Origin of the sequence: Dactylosporangium sp. NPDC000555, from assembly GCF_040300025.1 — a bacterium.
Taxonomy (GTDB): Bacteria; Actinomycetota; Actinomycetes; order Mycobacteriales; family Micromonosporaceae; genus Dactylosporangium.
The window spans coordinates 27,402-48,522 of record NZ_JBEPDB010000052.1 but is presented as its reverse complement, the minus strand read 5'-3'; the positions used below and the strand labels follow the sequence as shown (position 1 = coordinate 48,522).

Genomic DNA, 21,121 nt, shown 5'->3' with positions numbered 1-21,121 from the left:
AGCCCTTCGAGAGATCGGCCCTCGTACCCCACGCCCACGATGCCAGGCGGCGTGCCCCGTACCCCTCCGTTCGTCAACTTCCCGCCGCCACCCAGCTCAACATGCGCTCGCACAGGACAGTGGATCGTCCATCGCCCTGATGCGGTCGGCGAGAGTGCCGGCATCGATCAGACCCGCCTCAAGCAGCGCTGATACGAAGACGAGGTCCTTCTCCCGGCCCGCGGCGAGCTTGGACGCCGCGCAGTCGTGCGGCTCCAGGCAGCGGGCCTGCGTGTTACCGGTGTTGGCGTTGGCGACCACGACGAGCCTATCCCGCCAGCCGTCCGGCAGGATCGCTGTTGAGGTGTCGACGCCCTGGGCGTAGTACCCGTAGGTGCTGTCGAACGCCGACATCTCGCCGATACCGCCGTCGACGAGGTCGGCCTTGCGTCCGTCAGGATCGTCGAAGAACGCGATGTCGACCTCCGTCGAGCGGGTGACTACCGGCGGCAGGAGATGCTCCGGTATCGCGCCGAGGATCGACTGGCTGCCGATGACCAGTACATCGGGTCGTCCACGATCGCGGACACCGCCCGCAGCACATGCTCGAGCTGCGCCCGCCTCACGCGGACATCGCCGCTCGGGGGTGAGTTGCGTCGAACGCCGCCAGCACCTTGAGACGCTTCCGCTCAGTCAGCAGCCCAGCGAATGGCGTGTTCTGCCGGAGCTCCGCCGCGATATCGGTTCGTGCCGTGATCATGTCCACGACTGCGTCCACGCCCTCGTCGAGCAGCCGCTCCCAGGCGTCGAACCAGGTGTCGGCGCTGCCATCCGAGTGAACCTCCCGGCGGTGAGCCAGATTGCGGCGAGCCAGCGCCATTCCCCGTACCGGGTCGGCGACGAGCTTGCCCGCCACGGCTCGATGCAGCCACAGCGACTTCTCGACCTCGCGGCGGAACGGTGGCCGGAGGAGCCTTTCGACGTCGTCCTGCCGAATCCGCCGGTGCGTGCCGGCTCGGACAAACGGTAGCGTCCCGTTGTCGCACAGGTCGACGACATGCTGCCGCGAGCAGTGCAGCAACGCGGCAGCCTTGGTGGTCGTCAGTAGGGAAGACGATGTCGAGCTCACGTACCCATCGTAATCCTAAACGCTAAAAACGCTACAGACCTTCGCCGACGTTGCCCTACTGGCGGGCGCCGCACGTGACGACTTGACTGCCTCGCGAAGGCAAGCGTTGATCGACAGTGGGTGGCCCAGCATTGGACCGTTCGCCGCGCCTGTCCGGCCTTGTCGATGCGACAGCGGTCAGCGGCTGATGAGCGAGTCGAGCATCTCGTGGAGCAGGAGGTTGTCTCCACGCAGCGAAGCCATCGACGCTTCCGCGTTGCGCTCCGGATCGAGACTCGACCAGTTGATCGGCCAGCCGGCCTCCCGGCTCAGCTGCCGGAAGAAGGCTCGCTGCGCCCGGCCGTTGCCCTCGCGGAACGGATGGATCGCGTTTATCTCGGCGAAGTAGTGCGTCAGGCGAGCGACGAAGTCACCCCTGGATAAACCCCGCAGGAACCGCTCCTTCTCCAACGCATCAAACACCTCCGCCGAGTACCTCTCGATATGGTGCGGCAGGCAAAAGGGATCCGTCTTGGCGATGCCCACGGTTCGAATCTCACCGGCCCACGGATACAGATCGCCGAAGATCTCCGCATGGAACAGCCGCAGGTGGGCGAGGTCATAACCGCCAGGCAGGATACGGGTACCGAGGTCCGCCAACGCCGCTGCGGACAGGTCCGCCTCGGCATCGCGGAGTCGCTGTGGGTCGGTGATCCCGAACCGATTGCGTAGGACACCGGAAACCGGGTCGGCGTACGGGTCGACAGTCATGAGGCGTAGAGCTGCCGGACCAGTTCTCGCATCTGGGTTGTACTGAGCTCGCCACGAGCCCACCGTTCCATGATCGCCTCGGCGTCGGATCCGATCGCGAGCCCCTCGGCTCGCACGGATGCGGCGGCCTGTGCAAGCGATTGGTTCCGCTCAGCCGTCAGTTCGTCGAACACCTCCACAGAAACCATGATCGCCTCCGTCTTCCGATGCGACCCCACACCGACGGGCGTACGGTCACCCTTGCGGAACCTTTCGAGAACGGTTGGTAGCTGCTCCCGCGCTTCTCGAACCGACAGCGTCTCAATCAACATGGAAAAAGTGTACCCGATTGTGTACACATTTGGCCGAAGTCCTGGCCAGCCCCGCCGGCACGGCCTGGCCCCAACTCGTCGCCACCGCATACGCCCCCGGCACGGAACCGCATCACAGCGTCGCTGCAGTTACCGTACGAGCCCGGGGTTATGACCCCGCCAACGGGCTCAAACGCGAGCCGCCGGTGCGTCATTCGCGACGGTGACATCCCGAAGGCTTCACATTCGGCGAGGGGTCGATGGTGGTGAGCTCGTAATGCTGGTATTCGCTCTTCTGGTTACCGTCCTGCCCAGTGCCGGTGGGCGTCGATCCATTCGGCGCCATCCGGTGGCGGGGTGGGCAGGGGCAGGTCGAGCAGGTCGATGCGCTGCCGGTCCCGGCCACGGGAGCAGATCGCGACGATGCTGTCGGCGGTCAGGTCGATCTTCCGCACGGTGACCTCGGCGCCGAGGACGGTAGTGGTGAACGGTACCGCCAGGTGGTCTTCGATCATGGTGTACAGGCCGGTGAGCTGTTCATCGTCGTTGTAAGCGTCGACGGTGGCCTCTTCGATCATCGCTTCGAGTGCCGCGGTCCGCTTCGATGCCATCGGCAGATCGTAGCGACCCCTTCCAGGGGTGTCCGGCGCCGATCCGCGCGAGGATGGTCGGTGTGGGTGCGGTGGACGAGGTCGCCGGTCTTCGCCGGGAGGTGGAGCGGTTACGGGCGGAGAACGCCCGGCTGTCCCGGCTGTTGGACCTGCGCGGCCACGACACGGCTCCGGCACCGGAGCAGTTGGCGGCGCCGGTCGCCGCGCCGGGTCTGGTCACGATGGCATCATCGGTGCGGGACAAGCTGGCGCTGTTCAACGACCGGTTCCAGGCCCGCACCGACGTGTACGCGGTGCGGTGGGAGAACGCCCGGACCGGCGCGGCCGGGTGGATGCCCGCCGTCGCTGGCGGCTGGCGTAAGGGCATGGACCGGCGCGGAGCCGCCTACCTGCCCCGTACGGCGGAGGTCGTCGCCGCGCATCTCGTCGGTGACGTGTTCATGGGGCTGTACCCGCTGCTGCCCGGCAACACCTGCCACTTCGTGGTGGCCGACTTCGACGGCCCGATGGCGATGCTCGACGCCCTCGCCTACGTCAAGGCGGCCCGAGCCAGCAGTGTGCCGGCCGGACTGGAGATTTCGCAGTCCGGTCGCGGTGCGCACGTGTGGATCTTCTTCGCTGGCCCGGTCCCGGCGGCGGTTGCCAGGGCGGTCGGCACCGTGTTGCTGCACGAGGCGATGGTGCTCCGCGGGTCGATGGACCTGCGCTCCTACGACCGGCTGTTCCCCAACCAGGACATCCTGCCCGAGGGCGGCTTCGGCAACCTGATCGCCGCGCCGCTGCAGGGCCGACGCCGCAACGGCCACGGCCTGACCACGTTCCTCGATCTCGCCACGCTGGAGCCGGACGAGGACCAGTGGGCGTTCCTGTCGACGCTGGACCGGCTCAGCCCCGGCGACGCCGAACGCCTCTCCCGGCAGGCGAAACGCGCCACCACCGGCACCGACGTCGCCGCGATGAGCCGCTCCGCCGCGACCCGCGTGCATCCTGCCCTGCCCCCGGTCGTGCATGCGGAAGCCGGAGCCGGGCTGAGCATCGACGCGGCGCAGTTGACTCCCGCGGCGTTGGCGACGTTCAAGCATGCCGCCGCGATGGCGAACCCGAAGTTCTACGAACTGCAGCGCCTGCGCAAGTCGACCTGGGACACCCCACGGTTCATCCGCGGCTACGACTTCACCCTCGACGACCGCCTCATCGTGCCGCGCGGCCTGCGCCACACCATCGCCACGGTCGTCGAACAGGCCGGATCACGGCTCGCCGTCACCGACATACGGAACCCGGGCCGGGAGATCGACGTCGCGTTCACCGCCGCCCTCACCACCAGACAGAGCGCCGCGGTTGGTGCGGTGCTGGCCCATGACGATGGGCTGCTCGTCGCACCGCCCGGATCCGGGAAGACGGTCATGGCCTGCGCCGTGATCGCCGAACGCGGCACCTCGACGTTAGTGCTCGTCGACCGCAAGGCTCTGGCCGACCAGTGGCGCGAGCGCATCGAGCAGTTCCTCGGCATCCGGGCCGGCCAGCTCGGCGGCGGACGGCGCAAACTCACCGGCACGGTGGACATCGCGCTGCTGCCTTCCCTCGCGCGGCGCGACGACATCGCCGCCCTAACCGCCGAGTACGGGCACGTCATCGTCGACGAGTGTCACCACCTCGGCGCCGCCGCCTACGAGCACTCGGTCAAGCGCATCGCGGCGCGATTCTGGCTCGGCCTCACCGCCACACCCACCCGCCGGGACGGGCTCGGCCAACTCGTCACCTGGCAACTCGGGCCCGTCCGGCACACCATGACCGAGGAGGAGCAGGGCAGCATCGTAGCCGCGCTGGAGTTGGATGCCGGTCCGGAACGGTTGCTGCGCGTCCACAAGACCACGTTCAAGGTCGCCGACGTGGACCTGGACGCGCCAGGCGCGCTCGCCGAGGTGCACCGGCTCCTCGCAGTCGACGAACCGCGGAACACCCAGATCGTCGACGATGTCATCACCGCACTGGCTCGCGGGCGCAACTGTCTCGTCCTCACCCGCCGCGTCGCCCACGTCGAGGCCCTCACCGCGATGCTCGCCACGCGCGGCCACCAGGCGCTCGTCCTACAAGGATCGATGAGCGCCACCGACCGGCGGGCCGCCGTCGACCGGCTCGACGACGCCAAGGCCGGTGACGGCCTGCTCGTCATCGGCACCACGCCGTTCATCGGTGAGGGCTTCGACGCCCCAGCGCTCGACACCCTCTTCCTCGCCGGCCCGATCTCCTACGACGGCCTGCTCATCCAATGCGCCGGCCGCGTGATCCGCACGGCGCCCGGCAAGGAGATTGCCGAGGTCCACGACTACCACGACCCGGCAACACCGATCCTCGCCGCCTCACTCCAACGGCGCATGCCCGGCTATCGCGAACTCGGCTTCACCAAGACCGCCGGGCGAACGTCAGTCTGAGCACCGCAGCGCACCCGCCCACACGGCCGGGCGATTCTTACACGAGGATCCGCACTACGACCGGCCGTTGCCGAACAGCCTGCTACGCCGCTCTGCGAACCGAGCCCGCAAACCGTCCAGCACTCGGCCGGTCACCCCATACTCGGCGAAGTCGGTGGTCGAGAGTTGCTGGATCTCAGGGCCACCACGTCACGCCGTGCTCACAGGCCGGCGCGACAGTCGTGGCACCGATCCATTCCGCCCCGACGGGTACGGCGAGTGGACCGAGCACGGCGTCACCGTGCCGTTCTTCCTGGAGTACGACAACAACACCGAGCCAGTGGGCACGCTCATCGACAAGCTCGACGGGTACACCGAGCTCGCCCGCCATCTCGGCCGGCTCTGGCTGATGCTGTTCTGGCTGCACAGCCCCGCTCGAGAACGCAACCTCCAACGGATACTGACTGACCAGCCGCCGATCGTGCCGGTCGCCACCGGCCACCGCGCCGGCTCATGGTCACCGGTCGGCGAAGTGTGGGCTATCGCCCAAGCCGGCTGGTACCGGTACCGCCTCGCGGAGCTACCCGCCTCGTGATCCGTTCACCGGTTGGCCGGCGTATGGACCAAGCCGCCCGGCCCCGGCAGCGCGATCGCCTCCCACCGCTCCTCAGGCAGGCCCGCCGCGAACGATGCGGCGTCCTTCCCAGCATCGATCTCGAACCCGATGACCGCGCAGGCGACCCCGACCTCCGCGTGGACAGCATCAGCGACGGTACCCAGCCAAGCGTCGAGCTGATGCCGCCAGCGCAACGACACAGGACCGCCATCCTCGCCGAACGGGAACGCCCCGATACGCCGATCGGTACGAGCGAGAGCGCCGAGCGGAAGGTTCAAGGTCAGCCACTGCTGGCCGTCGTCGAATTCGACCGAAGTGCAGGCGCAAACGACACGATGGCCGGAAGGCAGCGTCACGATCCCGGCGAGCAGTCCGTGCTCCTCGAGTGACGACACATTCAGCGGTACCGCCGTCAGCCCGTTTGCCATCCGGGGATCCGCATAACAGCCGTCGATACCAGCGGCAGCCCACAGCGCCATCAACGCCGCCTGTAGGCGCACCGGATCGGCTCTGCCGAGCTCGATGTCGAGCTCGTAGAAGCCGCCGGACCAGTTCTCGGGATCGTCGAGCCGCGCCGGATCACGCACTCCGCAATAGTCACCGGCTCTGCGACGGAACGCGAGCCGATTCCAGTCCTCCGAAAGGAACGACCGCGTCCACCACCAATCCGCCCATCTGGACCGTCGACGACGTCCGCGCCCTGGGCGCCGTCACCGACCTGCCCACCGCCGCAGCTGTCCTCGGCATCGGCCGCTCCACCGCCTACGCGCTCGCCGCCGGCGACTTCCCCGTCCCGGTGCTGCGCGTCGGTCGCCGCTACCGCGTCTCAGTCGCGTATCTCCTCGCCATCGTCGATCCCGCCGGTACCGGCGACTTGACCGGCGCGCTAAGTGAAGTGTCGATGGACACGGTCCGACCGCCCGTTAGGAGGCAAGGTTGAAAGGCACCACCTACAAGCGGTGTAGCTGCGTCAACCCCGACACCGGCCGCCCGAACGGCCGCTCGTGCCCAAAACTGCGCCGCCCCGGCGGCTCGTGGCACCCGACGCACGGCGTCTGGCAGTACCAGTGCGAACTCCCGCCCACCGCCGACGGCAAACGCCGACCGCTGCGCCGCGGCGGCTTCGCCAGCAAGGCTGACGCCGACGCCGAACTCGACCGCATCCGCACTCTGCTCGCGATGGCCGACGACACCGACGATGCCACCCGCATCGGCGACCTCATCGCCGCAGCGATCAGCCGTCGCGAGCCGCTCCCCGACCAGGCCACCGTCCGCCGGCTGCTGCACAGCGACGGCGAACACGACGACATCACCGTCGGCGAATGGCTCGACCACTGGCTCGCCAGCCGCCGCTCGCTCCGCGAGACCACCCGCCGCAACTATGCCGACAACATCCGCAAGTACCTCAAGCCACATCTCGGCCATATCAAGCTGGTACGGCTGACCGGCGAGCATGTCGCTGCGATGTTCGACGCGACCAACGCCCGCAACGAGGAACTGGAGACCCTCCGCGCCGATCCGGACCTCAAACCTCGGCTCTCGCATTGTCGGCGATCGGCGCACGATGAAGCCGGTCGGACCGACCGCGCAGCGCCGCATCCAGGCCGCACTGCGCGCCGCGCTCAACCACGCCATGCGCCGCCACACGATTACCTACAACGCGGCCACCCACATCGAACTGCCACCGGCACGGTCGGCGAAGCCGCTCGTCTGGACCGACCAGCGCGTCGCCGAATGGCGGCGCACCGGCAGAATCCCGTCCCCGGTCATGGTGTGGACCGCCGAACAGACCGGCGCGTTCCTCGACCACATCATCGACGACCCGCTGTACGCGATGTACCACCTCATCGCTCTGCGCGGCCTCCGTCGTGGCGAAGCCTGCGGCCTGCACCGCGCCGACCTCGACGCCCTGACTCTCACCGTGCGGCACCAGGTCGTCGTCGAAGCCTGGAAACTCAATCTAACGGCCCCGAAGACTGACGGCAGTGAAGCCACCATCGCCCTGGACACCATCACCGCCCGGCTGCTCCGCGAACACCTCGAACACCAGGACGACCTACGGGAGCGGGCCGGCGCGGCATGGATCGAGACCGGCCTCGTTTTCACCCGCGAGGACGGCAGCATGATCCACCCCGACTACGTCACCCGCCGATTCAAGGAAGCCATCGCCGAAACCGGCCTGCCACCGATACGGCTACACGACCTCCGCCACGGCGCCGCGACGCTCGCCCTCGCCGGCGGCGCCGACATCAAGACCATCCAGGCAATGCTGCGGCACTCGACCATCGTGCTCACCGCCAACACGTACACGTCGGTTCTGCCGCAGGTGGCTCGGGACGCTGCGGAGGCGGCAGCCGCGCTCGTACCCCGACGGCGGTAGCGACGCCACGGGGCTTCGACTGGCTCAGCTCAATTCCAATACCAGACGAGTCAGTCGTAGGTCCAGCCGCTGACAACTTCACGAAGCGCACCAGCCCCGCGCAGCACGCAAGACCGGCGGCGCACAGCCGCGTCCGGCAGCGCGATCGACTGGTCAGCGGTGTCCAAGACCGTGATACGCAGGTACGGCTCGGCGTCATCCGCCTATCCGACGCGCCTGATCCAGGACATCGTCGAGCAGTCCGGGCACATTGGCTCCACCAAGCACCAATTGTCGATCGAGCAGTCGATTGGCAGTCTCGCACGATGTCTCGCTGACAAGCGCACACCCATGACAGGCCGACAGGTTGAGGGACGATGCGCCCTGCCGGTCACTCTCGATGCACACAGGATCGTTCGAACAGACGTCCGCGTCGCTCAATGCAGCAAGCAGGAGGGGGAGAAGTTTATCGGGTTCACCCAGGCGAACGAGACCCCCGAGCGTTCCTTGTGCGTCGCCGGCCGCCGTGTAGATCAAGATACCTGCGGTTCGATCCGGCCTGTCGGAGTGCGCGTAGACGCGTTCCTGCAACGATGCCGATGCGTACCCACTGGCGAACGCGAGCCTCCGGATCAGCAGATGAGCGATTGTGTGCAGGGCGACGAAGCGCGGCTCGGGCACAGGTAGGCGTTCTGCCCACTGACTGGCCCTACGCCTCTGCATCAGAATGTCCGCGCGCGCCCTGACCTCGGACGCCCTCTCCCATTCGGTCAGCCGCTCCTCGTCGAACCGGAGGAAGATGCCCTCCCCGAACAGCTCGATGGCCGGAAAGACCGACTTCCTCTTCCGCTTTGGACCGAGATCCGCATTGATGAAGACAGCACCGGCGTCGTACCGACGGAAACCGCGAAGTGCCCTCACCTCGCGGACGCGGCGCACTTGACCGACCCCTCCGAGCCGGCTCGTCAGCGCCTGCGGCCAGGTGGAATGGCTGGCCACCGCCCACCCGTCGACGACGAAGTCACCCACTCCATGATCTCTGCCGTTCTCCAGTTTCTTGAGGAAGGCGGCCCACTCGCCGTCCTTGAGATCCAAAAGGGCAGCACCGCCCGATTCATCCTCTTCATCGGATGCCGTTCTCAAGACCTCCTCGACCGGGATACCGACTTCCTCAGCGATCATCTCCGCGAACATTTCGGACTTGGGTCCGCCGTTGTCGGCCACCATTCTCCAGAAGAGCTCATGACTCCGGATCGCCTCCGTACGGGCAACGGACGGCAGGGTCTCCTCCGGGATGTCGAGCGCCGAGAGAGACTCAGCGATGTAGTTGCTGGTGGCGCCCCGTTGAACGGCGATCAACCGGTGATCGCAGATTTGGTCCGAGCTTGGGTCCTGCCAGGGCTGCCGACCCTCGCATCGAACGCCGTCGCGGTGCAGGGACTCTATGCCGACCAGGGCGGAGAGCGGACGGGAACGCCTGCACCCGTTGCATTCGACGCTCAGCGAGGACAGACCTTCGCCGCGCTGAGACGAACGCACGAACTTCAGTTCCTTGTACGCCTTGCAGAACCGCACGGCGTCGGTGACGCCGGCGTCCATGCCCCGGTGCGCCCACTTGAACCACGGAATGTCCTGGATATGACTTCCCTTGTCGCAGACGGCGACGTAACGCATGGGTACGAGAGCTCCGCCGCAGTCGCAGCGGTTGACCCAACGGCCTTTGCTCTTGCCGGTGATCTGCGACAACTTGGTGCACCGTTCACAGAATCGCCAGCCCGGGAACCGCCAGTAGAAGAGGTGTGCGGTCTCCTTGGCCGCCCGCCCTGAGTGAGCAGGCGCCTGCCTGAGGACACCAGGGTCCAGGCGTGCCAGCAGGCGTTGACAGCTGATCTCGGGCGCCGACCTGGTGTCCCACCATGATGTATCGGAGGCGATCAATGACTCACCGAGCACGTCGACAACCGCTCCCACCCCGAACGGCGTAACCGTCTCGGAAAGGCGAAGGTCATGCAGGATTCGCTCCACCGGACCCCTCTTCCAAAGGCTCACGCACCTGTACGGCGACGTTCGGATCGACCGACCGCATCGAGTCGGCGACGAGCCAACCCTCACCGCTCTGCCCGAACCGCTTCAACAACGCTTCGTCGTCGCTCTTGTGACGGTCGTAGAGCAGCGTGTCTCCGGCGTCCCTCGCCACCTTCGCGCGACGGTCCCAATCCCGTAGGAGCCGCCAGATCTCATCCTTGGTCTCCTGCGCCTCGAGTTGTTCCGATCGGCTCACCAGCCCGAGGAATGTCGATACGAGCCGGTCGATCACCTGGCTCATCCGGCTGTCGTCGAGATCGAGTTGCGCAGCCGCGTCGTTCGCCGCGAGGCTCGGGACGGCATGACGGAGCAACGCCACCAGAGCACCCGCCAACGACCTCTCTCGCGAGGCCATCGACCAAGGGGTGACACTCGTGGGCTCCACGCTGCGGTAGAGCGCCTCGTGGTACCCCCGGAAGGTTTCGAAATGTGAGCGATCACGCGCTCGATTGGACCTGAACAACGTCGTGACGATGCCATTATTCCGGCCGCGGCCGACACGACTGGTCGCCTGGATGTACTCCGCGGTCGTCTTGGGTTGTCCGACCATCAGCATCAGGGCCAGGCGCGGGATGTCGATGCCGACCGACAGCATGTTGGAGGACAGCACGACGTCGACGGCCTGGTCGGTGCTGTCCGCGCTGCGCGCGAGTTCGCGCAGGTCGTTGGGAAGTTCCTCCGGCCCGCGCCTGCTGGTCAACTCGAGCACCCGATCGGCACGGACACGCCGCAGCGGCAGGCTGAGCCGGTCGGCTCGCGGCTCCAGGCGCCCGTTGACGTCGTCGACGACCAGCGTTCCCGTCCGGCCGAGCTCGCGGAGACTGTTGTGGTACATCACCGCGGTCCAGTACGAGTCTCGCGTCGCACCCGAGTCGGCGACCTGTGACAGCACCTCGGCAATCTCGATCAAGGGTGCGGCAGCAGCGACGACCGCGGAGACCTGCGACAAGGACTGCGGCATGAGCCCGATGTACAGACGGCCCTCACCGCTCGCCACCGGTCGGGAGAAGAACGTTCTGTCGCCGTCGAGGCCGGCCGGCGGGTAGAGGGCGACCTCGCGCCCGTACAGGCCTTGAACCTGTTCGGCCGAGGCACGGATCGTGGCTGTCGAGGCGATGATCTTAGGCGTCGAACCGCCTCGGCTCAGCAGTATCTGTATCACCGCGTCGAACACGGCGACAGTGGTCCCCAACGGCCCCGACAGCAGATGCAGCTCGTCCTGAATGATCATCGAAGGCTGGTGGAACGTCGTGTTGAGGCCCAACAGTCGCCCAGCCTCCGGTTTGAACTGGAGTCGGGCGAACTTGTCGACCGTCGCCAGGAGGATCGTGGGCGGCTCCTCGTACAGCACCTCGTCGACCACCGCGATGGGCAGTTCGTCGTAGAACGGGCAGTCCGTGCTGGTGCAGTGAATGACAACGTCGTGACCCTGGACGCGAATGCCGTACCGGCTGCGGTCGGTCTGCCGCGAACCGGGGATCAACGCCGCGCCGCACCACGGACAGCTCTCAACCTGGAACTGGTTCGCTTCCTCGGGTTTGGCTGCCTTGTGGAGTCGGTCGAGAGCGGCCTTTGCGTCCTTCTTGGTCCCGGGCGTCACCTCGTTGCCGACCCACAGGCCGATGGAGAACGGCGCCATGCCTCTCGCCCGCGGATCCTGGCGGCGGAGAAGCTCCATCGCGCACACGAGTGACGCCGCTCGCTGGAACTGCTGCGCAGTGAGCAGACGCAGGGTGTAACGGGTGATGACGGCGGTGCCCGCACCCTTAGTGCCGTATGCGATCCTACGCCGGAAGATCTCGATCGCCGCGAGCCCGAGATATGCCTCCGTCTTGCCTCCGCCCGTAGGGAACCAGATGAGGTCGACGAGTTCGCGGTCGCCGTGTTTCTCGTCGACCGTCGAGGCCAGTGCAACCAGCAGGAAGCCCAACTGGAACGGACGCCAGCGAGGTTCGGCGGGATCGTTGCCGGCCCTGACGGCGGTCTGGCGCATCTGCGAACGCATGGCGGTCATCCCCAGCGCGAACGCCGTCCTCAACGCCCCGCGCTCAGGATCACGCAACAGGTCGACGCCAGCCGTCATACGAGCGGCCGCTTCGCCGGCCCGGTCGGTGATCGCACGCGCCGTTGCCGCCCTCGACCCGAATCCCTCGACACGAGTCTCCTGCCCGCAGACCCAGTCGGAAAAGGCGCTGACGAAGGCGTCGAGCATCGACACGACCCTCTCGGGCTGCGTGTCGATGAGCGCGAGGTTGGCGAGGCCCAGCGCCTCGGCCTCGACCGACTCTGGATCGAAACCGATGGTCTCGACTGTCGGCACGACGAACGCCGGAACCGGATCGAGAAAGATCCGGCTGCAGGTACCGTCGGCGAGCTCCCAATCCGCTGCCATGCCGTGCCCGACCGCATAAACCCTCTTGTCCCGATACCGAAGTCGCAGCTCTGCGGACTCGGCGTCCAGGTCGAAGGCACGGGAGATGTCGTACTCGAAGATCTGCCCGCCCGGGGCCGGAGAGACGTCGAGCGCGATCTGGAAGAGCATCAGGGCGATATCCTGCCGGTCGTCGCCCGTCGACCTTGACAGGACACGCGCATGCGTCGTCACCAGATAGCGGTCACCGTAGGGCCGCCATCTCGATCCGATCTCGATCGGCACCTCGCCAGCCTTGAGCTGGTGCGGCGGCGTCTCCCGGGTGAGCTCGACGCCCTCGAAACGGAATGGATGCCGTTGCCAGCGCGGCGGGCCGTCGCCTTGGACAGGCCGATAGGTACCGCCCGAGAATCCGCAGACGACGGCCGGCCGATCCGTGATGAAGGAGATCGCGGCGGACGACGGACGCCAGTCCTCGGCGAGTGGAACGCCGGCCCCGCTCTCCTCGACGTCACCGGAGCTGACGTCAGCCTCGACTTCCGTCTCGTCGGACTCCTCTTGCATGGGTGGCGACGAGGCCACAGGGAACAGCATGCCGACGGCGTACTGGCGGTCGGGCATGTTGAGAACGACCTCGTCGTCACCGCCGTCCGGTCCGACGTACGCAGATCGAAGATGCCGCAGCGCGATCTCTTGCGCGGTCGTCCTGCTCATTTCGCCACCGATCCCGGTCGGACGAGTTCCCGAAGCCGCTTCCTGTCCTCCTTGGATGCGACGATGTGCAACGACACGCGCGCCCGCGTCACCGCGACGTAGAACGCCGCCGTTCCCGCCCGGTCGTAGATGGCCGGGAGATCGCAAACAATGATGTTCTCCGCCTCGAGGCCCTTGGCGTGTCGCGGACTCATGACGGTGAATCCACGCTCGGTCACCGAGCGGGCTGCGGTCGAGGTCGCACTGATGATCCAGATGTCCTGCCGCCGGACGCCACCGGAGACGAGGTCCGTCGCCACCTTGTCGGCCGCCGCGACGTCCGGTGCACCCTCGGGCTGGTGCCATTGAACCTTTTCACCGTGGACGATGCCCGGATCTCCGACGTCCGCGCCGATGTACTCCTGAACCATCGTCACGATCGCCGCGGTGTTCCTGACATTGAGGTCCAGGTCGAGCAGGAAGGCTTCCTCGGAGACGTAGTCGTAGATGACCTGATCGAAGCACCCATCGACGTGTGCTTGATTGTTCGTGTCGAGGAACATCCGCCAGCGGCCCGAGCTTCGCCCACCGGCGACCACCGCATCGAGCTGGTCCATCCGTTCGGCGGTCATGAGGTCCTGCGCCTCGTCGACGAACACGGCGTCGTAGCGGCTCGACGGCGTCAACAGGTCGAAGGGCACGACGTCGATGACGCGATCGCCGACGTGCGCCTTGAAAAAGGGAAGCAACTCCGGCGAGCGGAACGTGATCAGGACCGATCTGCCATGGCCAGCCTCCTGCTTGGCCGCCTCGACGAGCACCAGCGATTTACCGGTGCCGGCGCCGCCCGACACCATCACGCGCGGATTGCGCGCGAGCGCGGCGAGCACCCTCGCCTGGCCGGCCGTGGCGCGGTTCTGCTCCTCGATCACAGCTCCTCGCTGCGCGTCGAGCACCGGCATCCTGGTGAATTCCCCGAACAGGCGGGCACGCAATTCGTCGATTCGCGCCTGCTTCTGGCCGAAGGGCGGCGTCCGGGCGCCCGCGGCCACCACATCGAGCGCCGTGGTGAGGCCTGTGACGCTCATGTCGTCCTTGGCCAGCCAGTGCGTCGGCTGCCAACCGACCGCATGTGGGGGCGAGTCGATGTCCGGAGTAATGACGACCGCCTCGTGCGCGAACCAGCCGATGCCCTCCTCCCGAAGAATGTCGCGCAGCGCGTACATGGCGGACTGTGCCTGATCCATCGGCGAACCCGGGAGCTTGTGCCAGTCGTTGCGTCGGTCGACCGAGTACCAGACCCCGTCGTGCTTGCTGACACCGCCGCCCTTGACCTCGACGAGGATGACGACCCTCTTCCACAGGACGACCAGATCTGCCTCCGCCTGCTGCTTGTAGGCGTGCGATCGCAACTTGACGGAATGAAAGGCGACCGCCTCGGGATCAGAGTCGATCTGGCGAAGAAGTCGGGCGACGCGCCGTTCGGCGTCGCTGACGGCAATCTTCTCGATGTCAGCGAGGTCCGGGACGAGGATCATGCGCTCTGCTCCTGCCAGAGGTGCTCGTACTCCCGATATCCGAGCCAGTCGCTGAGGTCCCCGAAGTTGTCCGCCATGTCGACGATCAGACACTCCTCCTTCCCCCCGTTCGCCGGGCCGCGGAGGCCGCGGCCGGCCATTTGGATGTAGGCGTTCGGACTGAGCGTCGGTCGTGCGATGTAGAGCGCCCGGACACCCGGAGCGTCGAACCCCTGGATCAGAAGGTCGCAGTTGGTCAGAACCCGAATCTTGTTGTCCTTGAACCTTCTGATGATGTCGCTGCGCTGCTGTCGACCGGTCTGCCCACTCACCGCTGCCGCCTCGACACCGCGGTAGCGAAGCGTGGCAGCGAGCACCTGCGCGGAGAGAACGTTTGGTGTGAAGACCAGCACCGGCCAAGTGCTGTCCAACCCCATGATGTGATTGACGAGGATCGACATGCGTACGTGGTCCTGGCCGACTCGGTCGAGGACGGAGCGGCTGAGGGAGCGCCGGTTGGTCGCCTCGGCCCTCTCGTCCGGGCGCAGGACCACCTCGATGCCGGGCAGCACCTCGTGCCTGACGCGGGCGAGCACTCCACTCGCAGACAGCTGCCGATACGCGTCGCCGCCGAAGGCCTCCAACTTGCGATTGCCGAACCGGCTGGCAAGGGCGATGGTCGCCGACTCCGACGTTCCCTTGAACGGTGTGGCGGACAGCCCGACCAAGGGACGCTCCCACCCTCGTCCGGCCACACCCAGCCAGCCGAGGATCCGGGTGTAGCGCTCAGAATTGCCGGCTCGGTGTCCCTCGTCGACGAAGACCGCGGCGGGGCGGCTCAGCCACTCGTACTCGGGTGCGTTACGCACGACGTCCAGCTGTGCATCCGTCGCCACGATGAAGCTGAATTCGGTATCGGGCTCGTGGACCGTGTTGCCGTCCCAAAGACGCCCGATCGCGAGCGGCCGTTCGTCGGCGAGCCCTCTCCATACCGTACTCGCGGTCTGAACGGCCTGCTCACAGAGCTCCAACGACTGCGCGATCCAGAGTACGGGACCACGGAGGCTGCCGTCGATGAAGAGTTTCAGCACCGTCTCCGTGGCGACGCGCGTCTTGCCGGCACCGGTCGGAAGTTCCACCATCGCCTTCTGGTGGCGAACGTTCGCCTCACGCGATGTGAGGACGTCCCGGAGCTGCCGGCTAATCTCCAGCTGGAAATCGTGAAGCGGGTTGAGCCGGACGGCGCCGTCGACAATGAACTCGTCGGCCCTCCGAATCTCCCGCCGGCCGGCGTACTCGGTACCGAAGCCCATCCTGCGCAGCCAGGAGATCGTGGCCGCGCCGCCCGCCCACTGATTCGGGACGTCGGGGAACCCGGCCACCTGGAAGAGCTCTTTCAACTGCTTCACCGAGTCCGCGCCGAACACGGTGAGGAAGAGCTCGGCGACGGAGGTCCGGCCGTCGACCAAGCCCTGCGCCTCGAGCGCCTGCCACAGGCCCTTGGGCAGCGCTTCACGCAGGTCGTCCGGGCCGAAATAGACGTCCAATCGGTCGGCGTCGGTGACAGCCGCCTTGGCCTCCTGCCTCAAGGCTTCCAGGCGATGGTCCAGCCCGGTCTTCAGGACCCCGTCCAGTTCCGCGTTCGTCAGACTCAGATCGAATGCTTCGTTGACGAATCTGAGTGTCCGGCGCTCGTCCGCATCGCTGCGGACGAAGAGAGCCGGACCGTCGCGGTAGAAATCGAGCGAATGGTCCTCGACCCCGTCCTCCGTCGAGACCCGCTTGGCGATCTGGATCGCCCGCGTGACGGTCGCGTTGTTCACCGCGTCCGCGACGTGCGTGCCCCGAAGTCCCGTGAAGACATCGACGATGCGTTCGGCATCCTGCAGCCCTTCCACCAGCATCGAGAACGCGAAGCTGTCCTCGAACCGACGGCATCCCACCGACTCGACGAGTTCTGTGGACCGCTCATCCGTGACCCGCAGATAGGGCCGCTGACGGGTGGACAGATACTGCTCCTGCTCGTCGGTCGTGGCGAGGTAGACCGACGACGGCGGGCGGGCCTCGATCGTACGCTTGATCCGGGCAGGGATCCTCGGAGGTGGCGCGTTCTCGTACGCCACACGACACACCTTCGTGATGAACTCGACGAGGACGGCGTCCGGGATCGACGACGCGAACGCTTCCGCCTCGAGCGCCTCCTTGAGCACCGGAACCGGGACCGCGTCGAGTTGATCCGGGAGCTCCAACGTAGCAGCGACCTGCCCCTGCCCGGATCCGCGCAGGAGCGGAAGCAGCTTCTCGTACCTGACCAGCGTCGGCGAGACCACCTCGGCGGGTGGACGGAATCCTTGGTTCGAGCTCAGCAGACCGGCCTGCTCCGCCGCCCATCGAACCGGAGACTGCACGTGATAGGCGGCCCCCGTGTCGACGTCCTCGCAGGTCCAATCCGGACTTCCGGCGGTGACCAGACCGACCGTCCAAGACTCACGTACGCGATCGGGGGCCCCCGCATCCCGGAGGATGGAGAGCATGGAGAAAGGGCCAGGGCCCTTGCCGGGGTAGATCTCGATGCGCTCGACGGGACGCTCGCCCGGGCCTTGCACCGCTCGGACAGCCTCCAACACCCAGTCTCGATAGTCCTCGAAGCAAGGCTCGTCCTCGAGCGGGTATTCCTTGACCGGCTCACGTATTACGCCCAGCCGGTAGGCGACCTCCGGCAGGCAGCGCGTGCGGTCTAGACTCCTCGACGCCAGGCCGTCGCCCAGATACGGGTCGAGATCGAACACCTGCCGGGGCCATGCCCACCCACCGTCGCGCGTCGGCACTTTCACGACGGACGAGTGTTCGGACAGTGTTCTCACGGCCCTGTCGACCGGCAGGCCGAGAACCGCGTCCCAGAGCTTGGTAAACTGCTCGTCACCGGGCGACACGGAGACGTTCGCCAGCCGGGCGTTGAGGATCGCGAGTGGGTCCAGGTCTCGGAAGCCGGCATCACGGAGGGCCTTGTCCACACCGGGCTGGGCGAGGAAATCCGCCGATACGAAAACCGCCCCTTCGATCTCGACGCCCTCCTCCTGGTTGATGAAGACGGCGTTCTTGTCCACCAGCGCACGCAGACCCGCGGTGGTCGGGATGACCTTGGCGTTCTCGACGTCGGCACGTCGTTTGTACCCGGTGACGAACTTGAAGGCTTTCGCGGCGGACGCCGCGTCCGACCCCTCGGCCCATTCGCGCAGCCACGTCAGGAATCCACGCTTCGGCATGACCTCAAGCGCCTTCTTGACGTCGCGGCTCTCCGCGTCGATTCCACCGCCCGACGCCGCCTCCGTGAACAGCTGACGAAGGCGGGTGAAACGTTGCGGCGTCGTGTAGCAGCGCCAATGAGGAACGTTGTCGCCGGTGTTGGGGGAGTCGATCCACGCTCGATGGACCTCGGTATCGACCTCGACAGAGAAATCGAGCGGCTTCAACTCTTTCGCGCCCGTCAGCGTCCCGGAAGCGTTGGGCACGAGCTGCCGGTTCGCTGCGAACCTCGGCACATAGGCGCAGAGCAGTCTGTCGCCGAACGACAACCATTCCTTGCCACGCGCCGGCATGTAGTCGAGATGACCGGCCGGGTCGTCGTCCCCGCTCAGCCTCGGGAGCAAGTCCACGAACATCTCGGCGACCGTACCGAGGATCTCTCGGTTGTAGGTGTTCTCCAGCAGTGTCGTCCGGTCGTCGTTGACACTCCAAGGCGCATTGAAGAGGGCAGATGCAGAGGTGTTGTCGACCAGCGGGAAGTAGGACCAGAACTTACCGATCCGCAGCCTCGAATGCCGCTTCGGAATCGCGACAGTCACCTTGACCCGCTTGCGTGACACCGCCTCCCCCACCGCAGCGCGCGCTTCGGCACTCGACTCATGCATCCGGTTCTCGACGATCCACTCCTCGCCACTGCCGTCCGGCCGTTCGATCTTGAGAACGCCGTCGCCGAAATCGCGTGAACGGTGACTCGTATCGAGACCGTTCAGACCGAGGACCCGGAGCCTCACCTCCCGCACTGCACCGACGAAGAGCAGGAACTCTGAGGCGAAGTTCTCGATCTCCCCGCGGAGCCGATCGAGTCCGGTCGCCAGCGGGAGCTTGACGATGGTGACCGCCCACTCGGCCAGGTCGGCCAGGACTGGATCCTCGACGAACGCGGTGCCGGCGTCGACAACCGTCGCCGTTCGCAGGATCGGATAGCGTTTGGCCGCGAAGCCGATCTCGGCCAGACGAGCCTGGGCGGCTGGCGAATTGAACTCGAACGAGATCGAACGGCTGAAGACCTGCGGCGCCGAGGAGACAGCGAGAACGGACTTGAACCCGAGGCCGAACCGCCCGATCTCGTCGCCCCGCTTGGCGCTGAGATACGCGTGCATGATCGACGTCAATCCGCTCTCCGTGAACGGACGCCCCGCGTTGGCGCAGTACAGGTTCCGATTCTCGGTGTCGAGCACGATTTCGACACGACCGGCCGCACCGTCGTGAGTGCCGTTGTCTCCGGACATCGCATCTGCGGCATTCTGGACGAGCTCGAGCAGGGTCCGGTTGGCGTATCCGCCAGTCCTGATCGATTCCTCGAGGCCTGCATGCTCCGGGATCAACGTGGGGAGGGCCCGATACGATTTTATCGCCCCTTCGAACTGCTCCTCGACCTGCTTCACAAGACCGGGGTCCGGCGTCCAGGCCTGCCGCGTCGTCATCGCCACGAACGAGCACTCCTCGCATCCGCGGTCGCTGCACCGCGACCGATTACACCTTCGCAAGGGGCAGCTGCCGAATTGACGACGCAGCGTCCGTGCCGAAGTTGACGTTCCGCAACTCGACGCCTGCCGCGCTTCGTAATCGCCGAGCATTTGCAGCTTTCCGGCCGGACATGCCCAACGTTCGGTACTGCGATGGAAGAACGCAGGCGGCGCGGAGCGGCAAGTCGGCAAACGATAGGCCTCATGTCGGCGCCCTGCCGTCGGACAGCGGTGTTACCCAACGCCTCCCTCAGCGCATCCGCGCCGTTCTGCACGAGTTCGTGGATCTCCTTGCAGCCGCAACTGTCCTGCGACGTCTGGATCTCGATGCCAGTGCCGGACTCCACATGGCCAGGATCTTCGTGGTACGCACGAGACATCCGCCGCTCCGCTGCGTTACGGCGCCGCAGACTCCGTCCCAGGGACCGGCCTATGTCGGCATCTCCGTCGATCTTCAGACGGAGGGCCGACACGTTCAGGACGAACAGCAGGAACTCTCGTGAGAACTCGCGCATCTCCCCCACGAGCCGCGAGCGGCCGTTCGACGGCGGAAGGCGGACCACGGTCTGCGCCCAGGACGCAAGGCCCTGCAAGGTCTCGTCCGTCCTCAGCTCATGTTCGACGCCGACAAACAACGGAAGGCGCAGGACGAGAAACGGGCTGGCGTGCGGATCTACGACAAGGAGCTCGAGCCGAGACCTGTCACCGTCGAAGTCGAAGCTAACTGACCGGCTGAAGACGGCGGGGTGTCGACTGACTCCGAGGAACGACTTGAAGCCCAGACCGAGCCAGCCGATCTCTTCGCCGCGCTTTGAACCCAGGAAGGCATGGCCTACGGCCTCGTGGCCAGCCTGTGTGATGGGCTCGCCTTCGTTGGCACAGTACAGCGTGTCGCCTGCCAGTCGCAGCTCAACGCGTCCGTGGGCACCACTGCGGTGCGGGGCGTCGGCGGTGTTCCGAACCAGTTCCAGCAGCTGCCAATGCACCAATGCCGGATCGGGCTGCCGCCAACTCGGGTCACCAGTCATTGCTGCTCCCCAGGAGCAAGACAGCTTGTGCCCGATCCACGATCCCCACGCGACTCGTCAGTGGGTCGCTCCTGCGCCTCTACACCGTCTACAACCACGACTGTAAATCTTCCAGTATTTTCCAGCAATCCCCAGTTTCGGGTCGCCGATCGGGGCCATAAGACTACCTACCGCCAGATTCGGGAAGCAGTAGCCCAAAGGATTGCGAGTTCGACTCACGGCTCGACATCGGCGGCAAACGACGGAGCCCCCATCGTCCGGAAGTGGTCCAATTCCGGGAACGAGCGTCTGCCTGTCCGCGACGGGTCGCCGCATCGCGGCTCTAGCAACACTCCGCTCAAACGCGTATCCGCGGTATGCATCTCGGGAACTCGAGCCAGCCTACCGCGTTCCAGCTGCGGCGGTCCGCTGATCACGAACACTGACCATCGCACAGCGCACTCGATGGAGAACATCGATGGAGCGGCCGGGATCACCGCTCGAGACGACGATGCAACCGGCGTCACGCCG

14 protein-coding genes and 1 pseudogene are annotated in these 21,121 nt (G+C 66.4%); 4 read left to right on the top strand and 11 right to left on the bottom strand.

All coding sequences use genetic code 11. From position 1 onward, the window contains the following. Positions 1-96: 96 nt before the first annotated feature. The 5 genes from ABT297_RS27330 to ABT297_RS27310 form a co-directional block, all read right to left on the bottom strand. Positions 97-540 (bottom strand): DUF6036 family nucleotidyltransferase, encoded by a 444-nt coding sequence (locus ABT297_RS27330; protein ID WP_502885652.1) that lies wholly within the window; start codon positions 538-540, stop codon positions 97-99. A gap of 61 nt (positions 541-601) precedes the next feature. After that, positions 602-1,108 (bottom strand): helix-turn-helix domain-containing protein, encoded by a 507-nt coding sequence (locus tag ABT297_RS27325; protein ID WP_350554656.1) that lies wholly within the window; start codon positions 1,106-1,108, stop codon positions 602-604. A gap of 177 nt (positions 1,109-1,285) precedes the next feature. After that, complete coding sequence (locus ABT297_RS27320) at positions 1,286-1,858, bottom strand: Fic/DOC family protein (protein WP_350554654.1); 573 nt, start codon at positions 1,856-1,858, stop codon at positions 1,286-1,288. After that, on the bottom strand, positions 1,855-2,169 hold the full coding sequence (locus ABT297_RS27315) for an antitoxin VbhA family protein (protein ID WP_350554652.1): 315 nt from the start codon (positions 2,167-2,169) through the stop codon (positions 1,855-1,857). The genes ABT297_RS27320 and ABT297_RS27315 overlap by 4 nt, the downstream gene beginning before the upstream one ends. A 278-nt stretch (positions 2,170-2,447) precedes the next feature. Then, entirely contained in the window at positions 2,448-2,759 is a 312-nt protein-coding gene (locus tag ABT297_RS27310; protein ID WP_350554650.1) for a calcium-binding protein, read from the bottom strand. A 62-nt stretch (positions 2,760-2,821) separates the two neighbouring features. On the opposite strand from ABT297_RS27310, the gene ABT297_RS27305 reads away from it, so the two are divergent. Continuing rightward, a complete protein-coding gene (locus ABT297_RS27305; protein WP_350554648.1) occupies positions 2,822-5,191 on the top strand; it encodes a TOTE conflict system archaeo-eukaryotic primase domain-containing protein in 2,370 nt (789 codons plus the stop codon). A gap of 196 nt (positions 5,192-5,387) precedes the next feature. Beyond that, on the top strand, positions 5,388-5,765 hold the full coding sequence (locus tag ABT297_RS27300; RefSeq protein WP_350554646.1) for a replication-relaxation family protein: 378 nt from the start codon (positions 5,388-5,390) through the stop codon (positions 5,763-5,765). Positions 5,766-5,770: 5 nt separating this feature from the next. Here ABT297_RS27300 and ABT297_RS27295 read toward each other — a convergent pair whose 3' ends face one another. Beyond that, positions 5,771-6,373 carry a hypothetical protein gene (locus ABT297_RS27295; RefSeq protein ID WP_350554644.1) on the bottom strand — a complete coding sequence of 201 codons (603 nt, stop codon included), beginning with the start codon at positions 6,371-6,373 and terminating at the stop codon, positions 5,771-5,773. Positions 6,374-6,965: 592 nt separating this feature from the next. Here ABT297_RS27295 and ABT297_RS27290 point away from each other — a divergent pair. Both ABT297_RS27290 and ABT297_RS27285 read left to right on the top strand, forming a co-directional pair. Then, a pseudogene (locus ABT297_RS27290) lies at positions 6,966-7,184 on the top strand (site-specific integrase); the annotation flags it as partial. A 166-nt stretch (positions 7,185-7,350) separates the two neighbouring features. Continuing rightward, positions 7,351-8,166: a tyrosine-type recombinase/integrase gene (locus tag ABT297_RS27285; protein ID WP_350554642.1), complete on the top strand. Its 816-nt coding sequence runs from the start codon at positions 7,351-7,353 to the stop codon at positions 8,164-8,166. Positions 8,167-8,361: 195 nt separating this feature from the next. Here the strand turns inward: ABT297_RS27285 and drmB are convergent, their stop codons facing one another. Genes drmB through ABT297_RS27260 form a run of 5 tightly spaced genes read right to left on the bottom strand, consistent with a single transcriptional unit; the run spans position 8,362 to position 20,611 of the window. Then, the gene (gene drmB / locus ABT297_RS27280) at positions 8,362-10,170 is read right to left on the bottom strand and encodes a DrmB family protein (RefSeq protein WP_350554640.1); all 1,809 of its coding nucleotides are present in this window, start codon (positions 10,168-10,170) and stop codon (positions 8,362-8,364) included. Continuing rightward, positions 10,151-13,315, bottom strand: a complete 3,165-nt coding sequence (locus tag ABT297_RS27275; protein ID WP_350554638.1) for a helicase-related protein — start codon at positions 13,313-13,315, stop codon at positions 10,151-10,153. Before ABT297_RS27275 ends, drmB begins: the two co-directional genes overlap by 20 nt. Then, the gene (locus ABT297_RS27270; protein ID WP_259860853.1) at positions 13,312-14,832 is read right to left on the bottom strand and encodes an NERD domain-containing protein; all 1,521 of its coding nucleotides are present in this window, start codon (positions 14,830-14,832) and stop codon (positions 13,312-13,314) included. Before ABT297_RS27270 ends, ABT297_RS27275 begins: the two co-directional genes overlap by 4 nt. Continuing rightward, the gene (locus ABT297_RS27265; protein ID WP_350554691.1) at positions 14,829-19,541 is read right to left on the bottom strand and encodes a sacsin N-terminal ATP-binding-like domain-containing protein; all 4,713 of its coding nucleotides are present in this window, start codon (positions 19,539-19,541) and stop codon (positions 14,829-14,831) included. The genes ABT297_RS27270 and ABT297_RS27265 overlap by 4 nt, the downstream gene beginning before the upstream one ends. Beyond that, complete coding sequence (locus ABT297_RS27260; protein WP_350554635.1) at positions 19,538-20,611, bottom strand: hypothetical protein; 1,074 nt, start codon at positions 20,609-20,611, stop codon at positions 19,538-19,540. The genes ABT297_RS27265 and ABT297_RS27260 overlap by 4 nt, the downstream gene beginning before the upstream one ends. Positions 20,612-21,121: the final 510 nt, after the last annotated feature.

What these genes read in the sequence shown, in the direction of transcription:
- ABT297_RS27320 (WP_350554654.1), bottom strand. Translation starts at nt 1,858, where the DNA reads ATGACTGTCGACCCGTACGCCGACCCGGTTTCCGGTGTCCTACGCAAT.
- ABT297_RS27315 (WP_350554652.1), bottom strand. Translation starts at nt 2,169, where the DNA reads ATGTTGATTGAGACGCTGTCGGTTCGAGAAGCGCGGGAGCAGCTACCA.
- ABT297_RS27310 (WP_350554650.1), bottom strand. Translation starts at nt 2,759, where the DNA reads ATGGCATCGAAGCGGACCGCGGCACTCGAAGCGATGATCGAAGAGGCC.
- ABT297_RS27285 (WP_350554642.1), top strand. Translation starts at nt 7,351, where the DNA reads ATGAAGCCGGTCGGACCGACCGCGCAGCGCCGCATCCAGGCCGCACTG.
- ABT297_RS27275 (WP_350554638.1), bottom strand. Translation starts at nt 13,315, where the DNA reads ATGAGCAGGACGACCGCGCAAGAGATCGCGCTGCGGCATCTTCGATCT.
- ABT297_RS27270 (WP_259860853.1), bottom strand. Translation starts at nt 14,832, where the DNA reads ATGATCCTCGTCCCGGACCTCGCTGACATCGAGAAGATTGCCGTCAGC.
- ABT297_RS27265 (WP_350554691.1), bottom strand. Translation starts at nt 19,541, where the DNA reads ATGACGACGCGGCAGGCCTGGACGCCGGACCCCGGTCTTGTGAAGCAG.
- ABT297_RS27260 (WP_350554635.1), bottom strand. Translation starts at nt 20,611, where the DNA reads ATGACTGGTGACCCGAGTTGGCGGCAGCCCGATCCGGCATTGGTGCAT.